This window comes from Kineococcus glutinatus (genome assembly GCF_039542765.1).
GTDB lineage: Bacteria > Actinomycetota > Actinomycetes > Actinomycetales > Kineococcaceae > Kineococcus_A > Kineococcus_A glutinatus.
Map to the genome: position 1 here is coordinate 1 of NZ_BAABIL010000201.1, position 16055 is coordinate 16055.

Here is a 16055-nt window from a genome sequence, read left to right on the forward strand (position 1 = left end):
CCGGCCACGTGGACGGCGTGAGTGCCGCCGCGCGCCCGGCCGCCGCCGCGATCCGCTGGCCGTGTCGCAGCGCGCGGGTAGCCTCGCCGCCGTGCGCCTGGCCACCTGGAACGTGAACTCCGTCCGCGCCCGCCTGGACCGCGTGCTGGCGTGGGTGCAGCGCAGCGACGTGGACGTGGTGGCGCTGCAGGAGACCAAGTGCAAGGACGCGCAGTTCCCCGCGCAGGCGTTCGAGGACATCGGCTACGCCGTCGCCCACCACGGCCTGTCGCAGTGGAACGGGGTGGCGCTGCTGTCGCGGGTCGGGCTGGCGGACGTGCGCACGGCCTTCGCGCCGGACGTGCCGGAGTTCGGGGACCCGCCGGTGGTGGAGGCCCGCGCGATCGGGGCGCGCTGCGGCGGGGTGGACGTCTGGAGCCTGTACGTGCCCAACGGCCGCGGGCTGCAGGACCCGCACTACCCCTACAAGCTGGCCTGGCTGGAGTCGCTGCGCGCCGCCGGCGCCGGGTGGCTGGCGGCCGACCCGGCGGCGCAGGTGGCGCTGTGCGGGGACTTCAACATCGCCCCCACCGACGACGACGTGTGGGACCGGACGTTCTTCGAGGGCCTCACGCACGTCTCCGAGCCGGAGCGGGCGGCGTTCGGGGCGCTGGACGCGGCGGGTTTCACCGACGTCGTGCGCCCGCACGCGCCGGGCCCGGGGGTCTACACGTACTGGGACTACCAGCAGCTGCGCTTCCCCAAGCGGCAGGGCATGCGGATCGACTTCGTGCTGGGCTCGCCGGCGCTGGCGGCCCGGGTGAGCGGCGCCACCATCGACCGCGAGGAGCGCAAGGGCAAGGGCGCCTCGGACCACGCCCCGGTGGTGGTCGAGCTCGCGGCGCAGCCACCCGCCTGAGCACGTCCGGCCGGGCGGTGGCCGGGGGTCCGCTGCGCCGAACGGGCGGCATGACAGGACCGTGCCGAGACGTCCTCACTACTGTCCCGAGCGTGCGCTCCCCCGTGACCAGTCGTGACGTCGAGGACGCCGAGGTGGCGGCGTCCTTGGACTCCCGTGCGCAGGGCGCCCTCGCGGACCTGCTCGAGACCTGGGCCACCTCCCCCCAGCCCGGTGACACGGTCTCCCCCGGCCGCCTCCTGGTGGCCGCCAGCGAGCACCGCGTCTACGCCGGTGACGCGCTCGGCGCGCTGCGGCTCGCCGAGCGGGCCGTGGCCACCGGCGAGCACGTGCCGCCGGACACCCGCTGCTACGTCGTGTCGGCGCTGCTGGGCTGCGGCCGCGCGGAGGAGGCGTGGGCGCTGGCGCAGGAGGTGCTCACCCGCCGCACCGGGGACGTGGAGGTGCACGTCTTCCTCGGCGAGGCCTTCGCCTGGCACGGCGAGAGCGGCGCCGCGGCCCGCGTGTTCGGGCGGGGGCTGTTCGCCTGCACCGACGACGACTCCGTGGAGTCGCTGCTGGGTGCGTGGCGGCGGTCCCGGACGCGGCTGCCCGCGTCCGTGGACCTGCGGCTCGTGCCGGGCCAGCACGTCCGCACCTGAGCGCGGAGCCGGGCACGGACCCGGGCGCGCACCCGGGTCCGCCGCGGCGGCCTAACCCCGGGGGCGGCCCCCGTGCTCGTGGTCGTGCTCGTGGCCGTGCTCGTGGCCGTGCTCGGTGTCGCGGTCCTCGTCGTGCTCGGGGTCGGCGAGGACGTCGTCGACGGCGTTGCTCCGGCCGCGCTTCCAGTACCCGGCGATGTCGCTCTGCCCGCGGCCGACGCCCTGCGCCCGGGCCCAGCGCCGCACCCGCTTGAGGCAGCCGGCCTCCCCGGCGGCGAACACGTAGGTCCAGGTGTCCTGCGGCAGCGCGACGCCCTCGGCGAACTCGCCGAGCAGGTCCAGCGATCCCGCCGGGGCGCCGTCGCGGTGCAGCCACGTCAGCGTCCAGCCCTCGGGCACCCGCAGGTCCTGCTCCTCGCCGGCGTCGGCGACCTCGACGGCCGCCACGCCGCGCACCCCCGCGGGCACCTCCTCCAGCCAGCGGCCGATCGCCGGCAGCGCCGTCTCGTCGCCCAGCAGCACGTGGAAACCGAACTCCGGCGGCACCACGCGGCTCGGGCGCGGCCCGGCCACCCACAGGGTGCTGCCGATCCCGGCGGTGCGCGCCCAGGTGGCGGCCACCCCGCCGTCGTGGAGCACGACGTCGAAGTCGACCTCGCCGGCGGCGGCGTCGTAGCGGCGCACCGTGTACTCGCGCGTCGGCGGGAAGGGCGTCGGCCAGCGCAGGTGGTCCCCGTCCTGCTCGGGCGCGCGGGTGACGCCGGTGCCGGGGTCGGGGAAGACCCACTTGCAGTGCTCGTCGGGCAGGTGGGACTCGAAGCCCGCGATGCCGGGGCCGCCGAGGGTGAGGCGCAGCATCCGGGGTGTCACGTGCTCGCGGCGCAGCAGGACCAGCTCGCGGATCGTGATGTCCCACCGGGCCCAGGTGGCCTGCGGCGCGACCCCGGCGGGGGCGCCGGCGGGGGCGCTGGCGGGCGTGCTCACGCGCCGGCCAGGGCCTCGGCCGCGGCGCGCAGGTCCTCGACCTGCTGCTGCGCCCCCTCGAACGTGTAGATGGTGCCCGAGGTCAGCGGGAAGGCGTGCCCGGCCTGCACGGCGGGCAGCCGCTTGAACGACTCGGAGTCCAGCACGGCCTGCACCTCGGGCGTGACGGACCCGTCGAGCTGGACGTCGTAGAAGATCACGTCCTGGTCCGCGAGGTCGGGCAGGTTCTCCGCGGCCAGCTCGGTGACGTAGCGCTCGGGGTCGGTGGCGTAGGTGGGGTTGTAGCCGAAGCCGGCGGCGTCGATGCGCTGGTACGACAGCGACTTGGAGGTGCTGACCCAGATGCTGTCCTGCGAGGAACCGATGGCGGTGGCCTCCAGGCCGCCGAGGACGTCGCCGTGCTCGGCGGCGATCGCCTCCAGGTCGGCGGTGACGGCGGCGTCGCGCTCGGCGAAGTCGGTGGACCTGCCGACCAGGTCGGCGACCGTGGGGTAGTTCCTCCACACGTCGGTGGGCTCGGCGACCTTGAGGATGACGGTGGGCGCCACCTCGGACAGCTCGGCGTAGTCGATGGTGAGCTTGCCGTTGTCCATGCCGACGATGAGGTCGGGGTCGGCCTCGATGACCTTCTCGATGTCGACGCCCTCGAAGGTGCCGACGACGGGGACGTCGTCGACCTGCGCGTAGACGTCGGCGGCCAGCTCGCCCTCGGCGAACTCCCCGTCCAGGGCGCCGACGGGCACGACGCCGAGGTCGGCGAGCTCGGTGCCGGTGCGCCACAGGGCCAGCACGCGCTGGGGCTCGGCGGGGATCTCCACGGGCTCGCCGGTGAAGGTGGACTGCACGGTGCGGGTCGCCGGGGTGGCGGGTTCGGCGGTGGCGGCCGGCGCGGCGGCGTCCCCGCCGCACGCGGTGAGCACGGCGAGGAGGGCGGCGGTGCCTGCGGCGGCCAGGGGGCGTGCGAGTGCCATGGGACCAACTCTCGAGGGAGGGGGAGGTGAGGGCAGGCTAACTTAACCTAGGATGCGCGCCGTGCTCCTCCCCCCGGAACCCCGCCGGGCGCCGGCCAGGGCCGCGCTGCTCGCCGGGCTGGCGGCGCTGCTGGTGGCCGCCGCGCTCCTCAGCCTCGTCGTGGGCAGCCGGTCCATCCCCGTCGGTGACGTGCTCGGCGCGCTGCTGCGCGAGGTGGACTCCGACGACGCGACGGTCGTCACGAGCCAGCGCCTCCCCCGCACCCTCGTGGGCCTGGCCGCCGGTGCCGCGCTCGGCGGCGCCGGTGCCCTCATGCAGGGCCACACCCGCAACCCGCTCGCCGACCCGGGCCTGTTCGGGGTCAACGCCGGGGCCGGCTTCGGCGTGGCGCTCGTCGTGTTCGTCCTCGGCGCGCAGTCACCGGCCGTGGTCGTGCTGGCCGCCCTCGCCGGCGCGGGCGCGGCGACGACCGCGCTGTTCGTCCTCGGCCTCGGCTCGCTGCGGGCCGGTGCCCTCGTCGTGCTGGCCGTGCTCGCGACCACCCTCGCCGCGCTGCTCACCGCCCTGACGTCGAGCTTCGCGCTGCTGGACCGGCAGACCCTCGACGTGATGCGGTTCTGGGCGGTGGGGTCGGTCGCCGGGCGCGACGACTCCCTGGTCTGGCTCGTCGGGCCGCTGGCGCTGGCCGGGCTCGTCCTGGCGCTGGCCAACGCCCGCGCCGTGAGCACGCTGGGCCTGGGGGCGGACGTGGCGCGCTCGCTGGGCACCGGGGTGCTGCGGGCGCGGGTGGTGGGCATCGCGGCGATCACGCTGCTGGCGGGCACGGCGACGGCGGTCTGCGGCCCGATCGGCTTCGTGGGCCTCGTCGCCCCGCACGTCGCGCGCCGCCTCACGGGTCACGACTACCGCTGGATCGTGCCGGCCTCGGTGCTGCTGGGCGCGTCCCTGCTGCTGCTGGCGGACACCGCGGGGCGGGTGGCCGCGCCGCCGGGTGAGCTGCAGGCGGGCATCGTCATGGCGGCCCTGGGGGCTCCCGTGCTGCTCGCCATCACCCGCAGGCGGCGGCTGGTGGCGCTGTGAGCACCGGCACGAGCACCGGCACGGGCCTGCGCATCGGGCCGGTGGGCCTGCGGGTGCGCCGCCGCGCCGCCGCGGCCACCGCGGCCGTCCTGGCCGCCGTCGTGGCCGTGGTGGTCACCGCGCTGCTCATCGCGGTGCTGGCGCTGGCGCCGGAGCGCGAGCTGGCGGCGCTGGCGGGGGAGGGCAGCCGCATCGAGGCGCTCGTCGTGGACCGGCGGCTGACGCGCGCGCTGGCGGCGGTGCTGGTCGGCGCGGCGCTGGGCTGCAGCGGCGCGCTCAGCCAGACGATCACCCGCAACCCCATCGCCAGCCCGGACGTCCTCGGCGTCACCGCGGGGGCCAGCGCCGCCGCCGTGCTCGTCACCGTCACCCCGCTGGGTGCCGGGGCGGCCGCGGGCGTCGGCGGCTCCGCGCTGCTGGGGGTGGCCGCGCTCGCCGGCGGTGTCGCGGCCACGGCCCTGGTGCTGGTGCTGAGCTGGCGCGGCGGCTTCGACGGCTACCGGCTGGTGCTCGTCGGCATCGGCGTCAACGCCCTGGCGCTGGCGGCGGTCGCGTGGCTGCTCACCCGCGCCGAGCTGGAGGACGCGGCGGTCGCCACCCGGTGGATGACCGGCTCCCTGGACGGGGTGCGCGCCGCCGCGCTCGTGCCGCTGGCGGTCGTCGCGGTGCCCGCCGCGCTGCTGTGCGCGGTCCTCGCCGACCGGCTCGGGGCGCTGCGGCTGGGCCGGGAGGTGGCCCTGTCGCTGGGGACGCGCCCGGCGCGCACGGAGCTGCAGGCGCTCGTGCTCACGGTGGCGCTTGCCTCGGTCGCCACGGCGGTGGCCGGGCCGGTCGGTTTCGTGGCGTTCGTGGCCCCGCAGGCGGCGATGCGGTTGTTCCGCACCGCGGGGCCGCCACCGCTGGCCGGTGCGGCGCTCGGCGCCCTGCTCGTCCTGGTCGCCGACACCGTCGCGCAGTGGCTGCCGGCGGCGCTGCCCGTGGGGATCATCACGTCGGTGATCGGCGCCCCCTACCTGCTGTCCCTCATGATCCGCTCACTCGGGAGGACCCGTGCCTGACCCCCTGCGCGCCCGGCGGGTCAGCGCCGGCTACGGCGGCCGACGCGTGCTGCACGAGGTGGACCTCGACGTGCCGCGGGGCCGGATCACGACGATCGTCGGGCCCAACGGCTGCGGGAAGTCGACGCTGCTGCGCGTGCTGGCCCGGCTGCTGACGCCGACGTCCGGCCACGTGGAGCTGGAGGGCGAGGCGCTGGCGTCGGTGCGGCCGCGGCAGCTGGCGCGCCGGCTGGCGGTGCTGCCGCAGTCGCCGGTCGCGCCCGAGGGCATGACGGTGGGGGACCTCGCCGAGCGCGGCCGCCAGCCGCACCGACCCTGGTACCGGCCGTGGTCGGCGGAGGACGCGCGGATCGCCCAGGAGGCGATGGCGGCGACGGGGGTGGCGGACCTGCGGGAGCGGCCGCTGGAGGAGCTGTCCGGCGGGCAGCGGCAGCGGGCGTGGATCGCGATGGCGCTGGCGCAGCAGACGGGCGTCCTGCTGCTCGACGAGCCGACCACCCACCTGGACCTGGCCCACGCCGTCGACGTCCTCGACCTCGTCGTCGGCCTGCGCAGCGCCGGCAAGACGGTGGTGGTCGTGCTGCACGACCTCGGCCTGGCGGCCCGCTACTCCGACCACGTCGTGGTGATGCGGGCCGGGCGGGTCCACGCGCAGGGCGCCCCCGCGGACGTCCTGCGGGAGGAGATGCTGGCGGAGGTCTTCGGCCTGAGCGCGCGCGTCTTCCCCGACCCCTTCGACGCGCTGCCGACGGTGGTGCCGACGGGTCACGCCTGAGAGCGCCCCGCGGGTCCGCGGCGCGTGCGGCGGTGGGGTGTGGTGCACGCGACACCCCGTGCGGGCCAGCGGGTGCGCCTGCGCGCTGTTGTACCGGAGGCGGGGCGGTCCGACCCTGCTGCTCGCCCCGGTGCCCTCCGGAGGGGAGCGCGCCCCGCGACGCTGACGAGCACGACGAGCGAGGCACGCATGCCCACCCCTCCCACCCACCAGCTCTGGGACCGCGTCGAGCGCCGGCGCGGGCACCCGCGCACGGCGACCCGGCTACCGGACCTGCACCGGCTCGTCCGCGGCGACCTGGACGACGACGCGATCAGGGCGGCGACGATCGTCGCGCTCGCCGGGCTCGGCGCGGAGCGGCTCACCGCGCTGCTGGACCTGCGCGACGCCCTGGCCAGCGGGGCGGCGGACGGGTGGGCCGCCGAGTGGGCGCACGAGGTCGGCTGACGCGGCGGCGAGGGGCGGGCACCGGCCGGTGCCCGCCCCTCGTGCCGTGCACCGTCAGACGGTGACGGGCTGCTCCACCCGCCGCACGACGAGGCCCTGCGCGGGCGCGCCGACGTCCTTGGTCAGGTCGATGCCCGCGGTGAGCGCGGCCGGCTGCACGTCGACCTCGACGGTGTCGCCGTCGCGGACCTCCCCGGACAGGATCGCCCGGGCGAGGCGGTCGCCGATCTCGCGCTGCACGAGGCGGCGCAGCGGCCGGGCGCCGTAGGCGGGGTCGTAGCCGGACAGCGCCAGCCAGTCCTTCGCGGCGTCGGTGACCCGCAGCGCCAGGCGCCGGTCGGCGAGGCGCCTGGCGAGGCGCTCCACCTGCAGCTCCACGATCCGGGACAGCTCGGTGGTGGACAGCGGGTCGAACACCACGACGTCGTCGAGGCGGTTGAGGAACTCCGGCTTGAACGCCGCCCGCACCGCCGCCATCACCGCCTCGCGCTTGTGCTCCTCGCCGAGGCCGGGTTCGACGAGGAACTGCGAGCCGAGGTTGGAGGTCAGCACGAGGATCGCGTTGCGGAAGTCCACGGTGCGGCCCTGCCCGTCGGTGAGCCGGCCGTCGTCGAGGACCTGCAGCAGGACGTCGAACACCTCCGGGTGGGCCTTCTCGACCTCGTCGAGCAGCACCACCGAGTACGGCCGGCGCCGGACGGCCTCGGTGAGCTGGCCGCCCTCCTCGTAGCCGACGTAGCCGGGGGGCGCGCCGACGAGCCGGGCGACGGCGTGCTTCTCGGAGTACTCGCTCATGTCGATGCGGACCATGGCGCGCTCGTCGTCGAAGAGGAAGTCCGCCAGGGACTTGGCCAGCTCGGTCTTGCCGACGCCGGTGGGGCCGAGGAACAGGAAGGAACCGGTGGGGCGGTCGGGGTCGCCGACGCCGGCGCGGGAGCGGCGCACCGCGTCGGAGACGGCGCCCACGGCGCGGGCCTGCCCGATGAGGCGCGCCCCGAGGTGCTCCTCCATCCGCAGCAGCTTCTCCGTCTCGCCCTCCAGCAGCCGGCCGGCGGGGATGCCGGTCCAGCCGGCCACGACCTCGGCGACGTCGTCGGGCCCGACCTCGTCGGCGACCATCGGCTTGTGCAGGCCCAGGGGCGCCCCGGAGGACTCCGCGGCCTGCGCGGCGGTGAGGTCGGCCTCCAGGCGGGGGATGCGGCCGTAGAGGATCTCGCTGGCGCGCGCCAGGTCGCCCTCGCGCTGCAGCCGCTCGGCCTGCGAGCGCAGCTCGTCGATCTGCTGCTTGAGCTCGCCGACGCGGTTGAGGCCGGCCTTCTCCTGCTCCCAGCGGGCGGTGAGGACGGCGAGCTGCTCCTGCCGGTCGGCGAGGGTGGCGCGCAGCGCCTCCAGCCGGTCGCGGGAGGCGTCGTCGTCCTCCTTGGCCAGGGCCAGCTCCTCCATGAGGAGCCGGTCCACGGCGCGGCGCAGCTCGTCGATCTCGATGGGCGAGGAGTCGATCTCCATGCGCAGCCGGGAGGCGGCCTCGTCGACGAGGTCGATGGCCTTGTCGGGCAGCTGGCGGCCGGTGATGTACCGGTCGGACAGCGCGGCGGCGGCCACGAGCGCGGAGTCGGCGATGGCGACCTTGTGGTGCGCCTCGTAGCGCTCCTTGAGGCCGCGCAGGATGGCGATGGTGTCGGGCACGGACGGCTCGCCGACGAACACCTGCTGGAAGCGGCGCTCCAGCGCGGGGTCCTTCTCGACGCGCTCGCGGTACTCGTCGAGGGTGGTGGCGCCGACGAGGCGGAGCTGGCCGCGGGCCAGCATGGGCTTGAGCATGTTGCCGGCGTCCATGGAGCCCTCGGCGGCACCGGCGCCGACGACGGTGTGCAGCTCGTCGATGAAGGTGACGACCTGCCCCTCGCTGCGCCGGATCTCCGCGAGCACGGCCTTGAGGCGTTCCTCGAACTCACCGCGGTACTTCGCGCCGGCGACCATGGCGGACAGGTCCAGGGCGATGAGGCGCTTGTCCCGCAGCGATTCCGGGACGTCGCCGGCGACGATGCGCTGCGCGAGGCCCTCGACGACGGCGGTCTTGCCGACGCCGGGCTCGCCGATGAGGACGGGGTTGTTCTTGGTGCGCCGGCTCAGCACCTGCACGACGCGGCGGATCTCGGCGTCGCGGCCGATGACGGGGTCGAGGCGGCCGGAGCGGGCCTGCTCGGTGAGGTCGACGCCGTACTTCTCCAGCGCCTGGTAGGTGCCCTCGGGGTCGGGGGAGGTGACCTTCTGGCCGCCGCGCACGGACGGCAGGGCGTCGAGCAGGGCGTCGCGGGTGGCGCCGACGGCGCGCAGGGCCTCCCCGGCTGCGGACCGGCTGGCGGCGCTGGCCAGCAGCAGGTGCTCGGTGGAGACGTAGGCGTCGTCGAGGCCGCGCGCCTCGTCCCCGGCGTCCTGCATGAGCTGCAGGGCGGGGCGGGAGAGCTGCGGCTGGGCGACGGAGGAACCGGACGCGCTGGGCAGCGACGCGAGGGCGCCGGAGACGCGGGTGGCGACGGCGCGGCGGTCGGCGCCGAGCTTGTCCAGCAGCACGCCGGCGACGCCGCCCTCCTGCTCGAGCAGGGCGGCGAGGACGTGCAGGGGCTCGACCTGCGCGTGGCCGCCGGTGGTCGCGCGGCTGACGGCGTCGGCCAGGGCCTCCTGGGCGCGGGTGGTGAGCTTGAGGTCCACGAACTACCTCCACGGTGGGCTGGGATGACGTCCGGTCCAACGGTACGAGAGTTGAGTTTGTTCCGCTCAACCTGGCGCCGGGTGACGGGCGGTCCGCCCGCCTCAGCCCTCCGCGCGCCGGTCCGCCAGCACGTGCGACGCCCCCGCGGTGAGCGCCGCGACCACCAGCACCGACGGCCACGCACCGATGCGCCCGGCCAGCGGGTGGGAGAGGCCGAACGCGCCGAGGTAGGTGCCCAGCAGCCCCGCCGTCACCGCCGGGCTCGTGGTGCGCGCCCAGCGCCGACCGGCCAGGACGCCGCCGGCGGCGAGGACCACCCCGCCCAGGGGGCGCACCCCCGTCCGCCGCGCCGTCTGCCAGCCGCCGACGAGGGAGCCGGCCGTGATGAGGGAGGTGGGGATCGCCATGCCCGCCACCGTACGCGGGGCGCCGCGACGGCCCGGCGGGCGCGGGTCACCGCGGCGGTGCTCAGCGGAAGGCGTCGGCGTTGCGGCGCGCCCACCGCGCGAACGTCGTGGCCGGCCGGCCGGTGAGCTCCTCGACGAGCCGGTTCGCCGCGCCCGGGGTGTCCGCGTACCCGCCGACGGCGGTGTCGACGTACCAGGCCGCGCCCTCCCCCATCGCCGGTTCGAGCGCCGCGACCGCCTCGTCGCGGTCCACCCGCACGAAGCGCACCTCCCGCCCGAGCGCCTCGCCGATCGCGCGGGCCATCTCCGCGCGGGTCAGCACCTGCGGCCCCGCGAGACCCAGCGCCCGCCCCTCGTGGCCCTCCCCCAGCAGGGCCTCGGCGGCCACGGCGGCGACGTCGGCCATCGCGATCGGCGCGCTGGCCGCCTCCGGCCACGGCTCGCGCACGGCGCCGGTGGCGCGGACCTGCGGCGCCCACGCCAGCAGGTTCTCCATGAAGTCGCCGGGCCACAGGTGCGTCCACGGCAGGCCGGACGCCTCCACCGCGCGCGTGACGTCACCCCACCAGCTCTCCGGTTCGCCGGACAGGTCGACGACGTGCCGCACCCCCGCCTCGCGCGCGGCGGCGCAGACCTCCGCCGCGGTGGCCGGGTCCGGCGCGAGGTACACCCGCTCCACACCCGCCAGCGCCGCCCGCAGGGCGTCCGGCCGGCGCATCGAGCCGCGCACGACCTCCACCCCGGCGGGCAGGGCGGCGCGGGCGGGGTCCACGGTGAGAGCGCGCACGTCCGTCGCGCCGCGGGCGAGGAGTTCGTCGACGACGAGGCGACCGACGCTCCCCGTGGCGCCGGTGACGAGGACGCTCACCCCTCAGCCCAGCACGGCGCGCAGCCGGTCGGCGAACGCGGCCGGGTCCTCCAGGAAACCGACGTGGCTGCCGGGGAACATCGCGGGCTCCACCCCGAGCCGGGCGGCGAGCGCCCGCGACGCCCGGTCGCACAGCTCCCCGCCGGAGTCCTCCCCGATCCCGAGCACGACGCGCACCGGCCCGTCCCGCAGCGCCGCCACGTCGGGCCGCCAGTAGCAGGTGCCCCGGACCATGTGCTCGAACTGGTACCGCTCGTCCGCGGCCTGCTGCGGGGACGGCTCGCCGCCGAACATCGCCTGCACCGCCTCCTCGGGCATGACGATGTCCGCCAGGTCCAGGAACTGCCGCCACGCGCCCAGCCGGTCGCCGGCCAGGTAGGTGCCGATCATCCGCTCGGCGCCGGCGTGCAGCGCGTCGCGGTCGTCGAGGACCTCGTACAGCGGGGGCTCGTGCGCGATCACGGTGTGCACGAGGGGCGGGGCGGCCTGCGCCAGGGCCAGCACGCTGACGGCGCCGCCGCTGGAGCCGAGCACCGCGGCCGGCCCGGCGCCCACGTGCGCCACGAGCCGGGCGATGTCGTCGGCGCGCAGCTGCGGCGTGGAGTCCTGCGCCGGGTCGTCGAGCCGGCTGCGGCCGATGCCGCGCGGGTCGGTGGTGAGGACGGCGTGGTCGGCGGCGAGCAGGTCGGCCAGCGGCGTGAAGGCACCGGCGTCCATGGGCGCGGCGACGAGCACGACGAGCGGGCCGCTGCCGCGGACCTCGTAGTGCAGCTCCGCGTCGGGCACGCGCAGCCTGCCGGTGGTGACGGGGACGGCGGTGGTGGTCATCGGTCCTCCAGGCGCTGGTCGGGGCGGTCAGCGGCTCCGACCGCCGGGGCGGGGCGAACTCATCGCACCGCCGCCAGCCGCCGCGCCAGCCCCTCCAGCAGCAGGTCCAGCCCCCAGCCGAACTCGTCGCGGAAGTCGTAGCCGGGCCGGGTCACGTGCTCGCGGGCGATCTCCACCAGGTGCGGGAACTCCGCCGGGTCCAGGCCCTCGGCGATGCGCTCGGCGACCTCGCCGGCCCCGGGCCCGTCGCGGAAGGGCAGCGAGACCTCCTGCACGAGGTAGCCGTACAGGTGGGCGTCGAGCGCGGCGACGGCGTGGGCGGCGAGTTCGACGGGGAACCCCGCGGCGCGCAGGCAGCCGAGGACGGCGTCGTGGGCGCGCAGCGTCGCCGGGCCGGGCGAGGTGCGGGAGTCCATCAGCCCGACGGCCCAGCGGTGGCGCAGCAGGACCTCGCGCCCGGACGTCGAGCGCAGCCGCACCTGCCCGGCCCAGCCCTCCCCGGCCCGGGGCAAGTGGATCTCGGCGAAGACCGCGTCGACCATGCCGTCGAGCAGGTCGTCCTTGGACGCGACGTGGTGGTACAGCGACATGGCCTCCACGCCGACGTGCCGGGCGAGGGAGCGCATGGACAGCGGTGCGAGCCCGTCGCGGTCGGCGATCTCGACGGCGGCCCGCACGACGCGCTCGCGGGTGAGCGGTTCGCGGGTCCTCGCAGGCACGGGTCCTCATCCTTTCGCCGGATGCTCGCTCTTACGCCGTAAGGTTACCGTCGACCGCCGGCTTACAACGTAAGGGAGACGTCATGAGGGCGATCGTGCAGCACGGTTACGGCTCGGCGGACACCTGGGAGCAGCGCGACCTGCCCGTCCCGGTGCCGGGGAGGGGCCAGGTGCTCGTCCGGGTGCACGCCGCGGCCGTGGACCGCGGCACCTGGCACCTCATGACCGGCACCCCGCTGCTGGTGCGGCCGGCGGTCGGGTTCGGCGGGCTGCGCCGCCCCGTCCCGGGCCGCGACCTCGCGGGCGTCGTCGAGGCGGTCGGCGAGGACGTGGCGGGGTTCGCGCCGGGCGAGGAGGTGTTCGGCACGGGCGAGGGCTCGCTGGCCGAGTTCAGCCTGGTCCCCGCGCGCCGGCTGGCCCGCAAACCCGCCGCGCTGTCGTTCGAGGAGGCCGCCGCGGCGCCCGTCTCCGGCCTCACCGCGCTGCAGGCCCTGCGCGCCGGCGGCCTGCGGGCACCGGGTGACGGCGAGGGCCGCGCCGTCCTGGTGATCGGCGCCTCCGGCGGGGTGGGGACGTCCGCGGTGCAGCTGGCGCGCTCGTCCGGCGCGGCGGTGACGGGGGTGTGCGGGCCGACGAAGGCCGACCTCGTGCGCTCCCTGGGGGCCGAGCAGGTGCTCGACCACACCCGCGAGGACGTCGACGCCACCGGCACGCGCTACGACGTCGTCCTCGACATCGCCGGCAACCGGCCGGTGTCCCTGCTGCGGCGGGCCCTGACCCCCGCCGGCACGCTCGTCGTCGTCGGCGGCGAGGGCGGCGGGCGGCTGACCGGCGGTCTGCACCGCCAGCTCGGCGCGGCGGCGCTGTCGCCGTTCGTGCGGCAGCGGCTCGTCGTGCTCGTCGCCTCCGAGAACGCCGCCGACCTCGCCGAGCTGGCCCGGCTGGCGGACGAGGGGGCCTTCCGCCCGGCGCTGGACCGCACGTTCCCGCTGGCGGAGGCGGCCAAGGCGATCCGGCACCTGGAGGCCGGCCACGCCCGGGGCAAGGTCGTGGTCACGCTGCGGGGCTGAGGCCTCGCCCGGGCTGGATGGGGACGTCCCGCGCGCGACACGCGGCGCGTTGCCCGCCGAACGTCCCCACCCACCCCCGGCCCGCGTCAGGTCGACGGGGGCCGCCCCCGCCGCGGCAGGCCGCCGGCGCCGCGCGGCATCCGGCCCGCCTCCTCCAGCGCGCGGCGCAGCACCCACTCCACCTGGGCGTTGACGCTGCGCAGGTCGTCGGCGGCCCAGCGCGCGATCGCCTCGTGGACGGCCGGGTCCAGCCGCAGCGGGAGCTGCTTGCGGGCGCGGGAGCGGCCCTCCGCGCCGCCTCCGCCGCCCTCGCCCCCGCCCGCCTCCCCGTCGGGGGCGGCGGTGCTCACGAGTAGAGCGTGCCGGTGTTGATGACGGGCGCGGCGGGGCTGCCGCCGCAGAGGACGACGAGCAGGTTGCTCACCATCGCGGCCTTGCGCTCCTCGTCGAGCTCGACGACGTCGAGCTGCTCCAGCCGGTGCAGGGCCAGCTCCACCATGCCGACGGCGCCGGAGACGATCTCGGTGCGGGCGGCGACGACGGCGGAGGCCTGCTGCCGCTGCAGCATCGCGTGGGCGATCTCGGGGGCGTAGGCCAGGTGCGTGATGCGGACCTCGACGACCTCGACGCCGGCGACGGCGACGCGTGCGGCGACCTCGTGGGCGAGCTCGTCGGCGACGACGTCGGTGGAGCCGCGCAGGGAGGTGCCGTCGCCGGAGTCGTCGTAGGGGTGGGTGGTGACGACGTGGCGCAGCGCCGACTCGCTCTGCGTCTCGACGAACTGCACGTAGTCCTCGACCGCGAACACCGACCTCGCGGTGTCGGCGACCTGCCAGACGACGATGGCCGCGACCTCCACGGGGGAGCCGGTGGCGTCGTTGACCTTGAGCTTGGCGGTCTCGAAGTTGCGCACCCGCACGGAGACGCCGGCGGTGGTGGACAGCGGCACGGCGAGCACGAGGCCGGGTTCGCGGATGGTGCCGACGTAGCGGCCGAAGAACTGCACGACGCGGGTCTGGCCGGGCTGCACGGTGCCCACGGCGCCGAGCAGGACGAGCGCGGCCAGCAGGACGAGGCCGCCGAGCACGAGGAGGGCGACCGATCCGGCCCCGAAGCCGCCGGAGACCCCCGCGGCGACGGCGCCCCCGGCGAGCCCGAGGCCGAGCAGCAGGGGCAGCAGGACGGCGAGCAGGGCCCGGCCGCCGTGCAGGTACCAGGCCCGCACCTCGGCGACGTCGACGCGGGCACCCTCGTGCCCGACGGGGGTGGTGGTGACGGTGGGCTCGGCGGTCTGGTCGACGCTCACGGCGCTCCTCCTCGATCGGCTAGCAAAGTGATATCACTTTGCTAGCTCCTGCGTCCACCGGCCGGTGCGGGCGCGGCCCGCCGGGAGGCGCCGTCGTCGGCGGCTGCGATGCTCGGGGCGTGTCCGCCCGCGAGCTCGTCGTCCTCGGGACCGCCAGCCAGGCACCCACCCGCACGCGAAACCACAACGGCTACCTCCTCCGCTGGGACGGGGACAGCGTCCTGTTCGACCCCGGCGAGGGCACCCAGCGCCAGGTCGTCCACGCCGGGGTGTCCGTGACCCGCGTCAAGCGCATCTGCATCACCCACGCCCACAACGACCACTGCCTCGGCCTGCCCGGGGTGCTGGCGCGGATGGCGCTGGAGGGGGTGCAGCACCGGGTGCCGATCCACGCCCCGCGCGCCGCCCGCGAGCACCTGCGGGCGCTGGTGGCGGTCGCGGACGCCGCCGTCGACGCGGAGGTCGTCACCTGCGACCCCCCCGAGGGCGCCGCCGAGGAGATCGCCGTCGTCGGCGGCGCCCGGCTCAGCGCCCGCTACCTCGACCACCGGGTCCCGGCGCTGGGCTACCGCCTCGACGAACCACCGGGGCGCCACTTCGTGCCGGAGCTGCTCGCGGCGGCCGGCATCTCCGGCCCGGACGTGCGGGTGCTGGCCGAGGGCGGCGAGCTGCGCGGCGTGCGCGCCGAGGACGTCTCCGAGCGCCGCCGCGGGCAGTCGTTCGCCTTCGTGATGGACACCCGGATGTCCGCGGCGGTGGCGGACCTGGCGCGGGGGGCGGACATGCTGGTCTGCGAGTCCACCTTCCTCGACCGCGACGCCGACCTGGCCGACCGCTACGCGCACATGACGGCGCGCCAGGCGGCGACCGCGGCGGTCGACGCGGGGGTCCGCAGGCTGGTGCTGACGCACTTCTCCCAGCGCTACCCCGATCCCGGGGAGTTCGTGGCGGAGGCGACGCTGGCGGTGGCCGACGCCGGTGGCGGCACCGAGGTCGTCGTGGCCGCGGACCTCGACGTCGTCGAGGTGCCCCCCCGGCGCTGACGGGCAGCCCCCCGCGCAGCACCGGCCCCCGTGCGGGCGCCCGGGTCAGCCGTCCGTGCCGCCGAGCTCGCCGCGCAGCCGCTCCACCCCGGCGCGGTGCCGGCGGCGCCAGGCGTCCTCCTCCGACTCCAGCCACGTCACCTGCTCCGCGCGCAGCCGCTGCGCCCGCTCGTGCGCGGCGCGCCAGGCCAGCCCGGCCCGCTGCGCCTGCTCGAACTCCCCCGCCGCGGCGTGCTCGGCGGCGAC

General features: G+C 76.7%; 17 protein-coding genes and 1 pseudogene. 8 read left to right on the top strand and 10 right to left on the bottom strand.

What is annotated here, in order from left to right; genetic code table 11:
- The first annotated feature begins 91 nt into the window (after positions 1-91).
- Positions 92-898 (top strand): exodeoxyribonuclease III, encoded by an 807-nt coding sequence (locus ABEB16_RS08585; protein ID WP_345711843.1) that lies wholly within the window; start codon positions 92-94, stop codon positions 896-898.
- A 92-nt stretch (positions 899-990) separates the two neighbouring features.
- Positions 991-1539 carry a hypothetical protein gene (locus ABEB16_RS08590; RefSeq protein ID WP_345711844.1) on the top strand — a complete coding sequence of 183 codons (549 nt, stop codon included), beginning with the start codon at positions 991-993 and terminating at the stop codon, positions 1537-1539.
- Positions 1540-1590: 51 nt separating this feature from the next.
- On the opposite strand, the gene ABEB16_RS08595 is transcribed toward ABEB16_RS08590, so the two are convergent.
- Both ABEB16_RS08595 and ABEB16_RS08600 read right to left on the bottom strand, forming a co-directional pair.
- On the bottom strand, positions 1591-2523 hold the full coding sequence (locus ABEB16_RS08595) for a siderophore-interacting protein (RefSeq protein WP_345711845.1): 933 nt from the start codon (positions 2521-2523) through the stop codon (positions 1591-1593).
- Positions 2520-3494 carry an ABC transporter substrate-binding protein gene (locus tag ABEB16_RS08600; protein WP_345711846.1) on the bottom strand — a complete coding sequence of 325 codons (975 nt, stop codon included), beginning with the start codon at positions 3492-3494 and terminating at the stop codon, positions 2520-2522. The genes ABEB16_RS08595 and ABEB16_RS08600 overlap by 4 nt, the downstream gene beginning before the upstream one ends.
- 52 nt (positions 3495-3546) lie before the next feature.
- Here ABEB16_RS08600 and ABEB16_RS08605 point away from each other — a divergent pair, with 52 nt between their 5' ends.
- From ABEB16_RS08605 to ABEB16_RS08620, 4 genes are all read left to right on the top strand, one after another.
- A complete protein-coding gene (locus ABEB16_RS08605) occupies positions 3547-4575 on the top strand; it encodes a FecCD family ABC transporter permease (protein WP_425560141.1) in 1029 nt (342 codons plus the stop codon).
- Positions 4572-5633, top strand: a complete 1062-nt coding sequence (locus ABEB16_RS08610) for a FecCD family ABC transporter permease (protein WP_345711848.1) — start codon at positions 4572-4574, stop codon at positions 5631-5633. The genes ABEB16_RS08605 and ABEB16_RS08610 overlap by 4 nt, the downstream gene beginning before the upstream one ends.
- The gene (locus ABEB16_RS08615) at positions 5626-6408 is read left to right on the top strand and encodes an ABC transporter ATP-binding protein (RefSeq protein ID WP_345711849.1); all 783 of its coding nucleotides are present in this window, start codon (positions 5626-5628) and stop codon (positions 6406-6408) included. The genes ABEB16_RS08610 and ABEB16_RS08615 overlap by 8 nt, the downstream gene beginning before the upstream one ends.
- Positions 6409-6597: 189 nt before the next feature.
- A complete protein-coding gene (locus ABEB16_RS08620; protein WP_345711850.1) occupies positions 6598-6855 on the top strand; it encodes a hypothetical protein in 258 nt (85 codons plus the stop codon).
- Positions 6856-6909: 54 nt separating this feature from the next.
- Here ABEB16_RS08620 and clpB read toward each other — a convergent pair whose 3' ends face one another.
- The 5 genes from clpB to ABEB16_RS08645 form a co-directional block, all read right to left on the bottom strand.
- Positions 6910-9567, bottom strand: a complete 2658-nt coding sequence (gene clpB / locus ABEB16_RS08625; protein ID WP_345711851.1) for an ATP-dependent chaperone ClpB — start codon at positions 9565-9567, stop codon at positions 6910-6912.
- 102 nt (positions 9568-9669) lie between these two features.
- Positions 9670-9975: a hypothetical protein gene (locus tag ABEB16_RS08630; protein ID WP_345711852.1), complete on the bottom strand. Its 306-nt coding sequence runs from the start codon at positions 9973-9975 to the stop codon at positions 9670-9672.
- Positions 9976-10036: 61 nt separating this feature from the next.
- On the bottom strand, positions 10037-10843 hold the full coding sequence (locus ABEB16_RS08635; RefSeq protein WP_345711853.1) for an NAD(P)H-binding protein: 807 nt from the start codon (positions 10841-10843) through the stop codon (positions 10037-10039).
- 3 nt (positions 10844-10846) lie between these two features.
- Positions 10847-11671: an alpha/beta fold hydrolase gene (locus ABEB16_RS08640; protein WP_345711854.1), complete on the bottom strand. Its 825-nt coding sequence runs from the start codon at positions 11669-11671 to the stop codon at positions 10847-10849.
- Between the two features lie 59 nt (positions 11672-11730).
- Complete coding sequence (locus ABEB16_RS08645) at positions 11731-12390, bottom strand: TetR/AcrR family transcriptional regulator C-terminal domain-containing protein (protein ID WP_345711855.1); 660 nt, start codon at positions 12388-12390, stop codon at positions 11731-11733.
- A gap of 83 nt (positions 12391-12473) precedes the next feature.
- Between ABEB16_RS08645 and ABEB16_RS08650 the strand changes: the two genes are divergently transcribed.
- Complete coding sequence (locus ABEB16_RS08650) at positions 12474-13460, top strand: NAD(P)-dependent alcohol dehydrogenase (protein ID WP_345711856.1); 987 nt, start codon at positions 12474-12476, stop codon at positions 13458-13460.
- A gap of 86 nt (positions 13461-13546) precedes the next feature.
- Here ABEB16_RS08650 and ABEB16_RS08655 read toward each other — a convergent pair whose 3' ends face one another.
- Positions 13547-13810, bottom strand: a complete 264-nt coding sequence (locus ABEB16_RS08655; RefSeq protein WP_345711857.1) for a type II toxin-antitoxin system antitoxin — start codon at positions 13808-13810, stop codon at positions 13547-13549.
- Positions 13807-14766 (bottom strand): SPFH domain-containing protein, encoded by a 960-nt coding sequence (locus ABEB16_RS08660; RefSeq protein ID WP_345711858.1) that lies wholly within the window; start codon positions 14764-14766, stop codon positions 13807-13809. The genes ABEB16_RS08655 and ABEB16_RS08660 overlap by 4 nt, the downstream gene beginning before the upstream one ends.
- 119 nt (positions 14767-14885) lie before the next feature.
- Between ABEB16_RS08660 and ABEB16_RS08665 the strand changes: the two genes are divergently transcribed.
- Positions 14886-15809 carry a ribonuclease Z gene (locus ABEB16_RS08665; protein ID WP_345711859.1) on the top strand — a complete coding sequence of 308 codons (924 nt, stop codon included), beginning with the start codon at positions 14886-14888 and terminating at the stop codon, positions 15807-15809.
- 45 nt (positions 15810-15854) lie between these two features.
- Here ABEB16_RS08665 and ABEB16_RS08670 read toward each other — a convergent pair.
- Positions 15855-16055, bottom strand: a pseudogene (locus ABEB16_RS08670) (hypothetical protein); the annotation flags it as partial.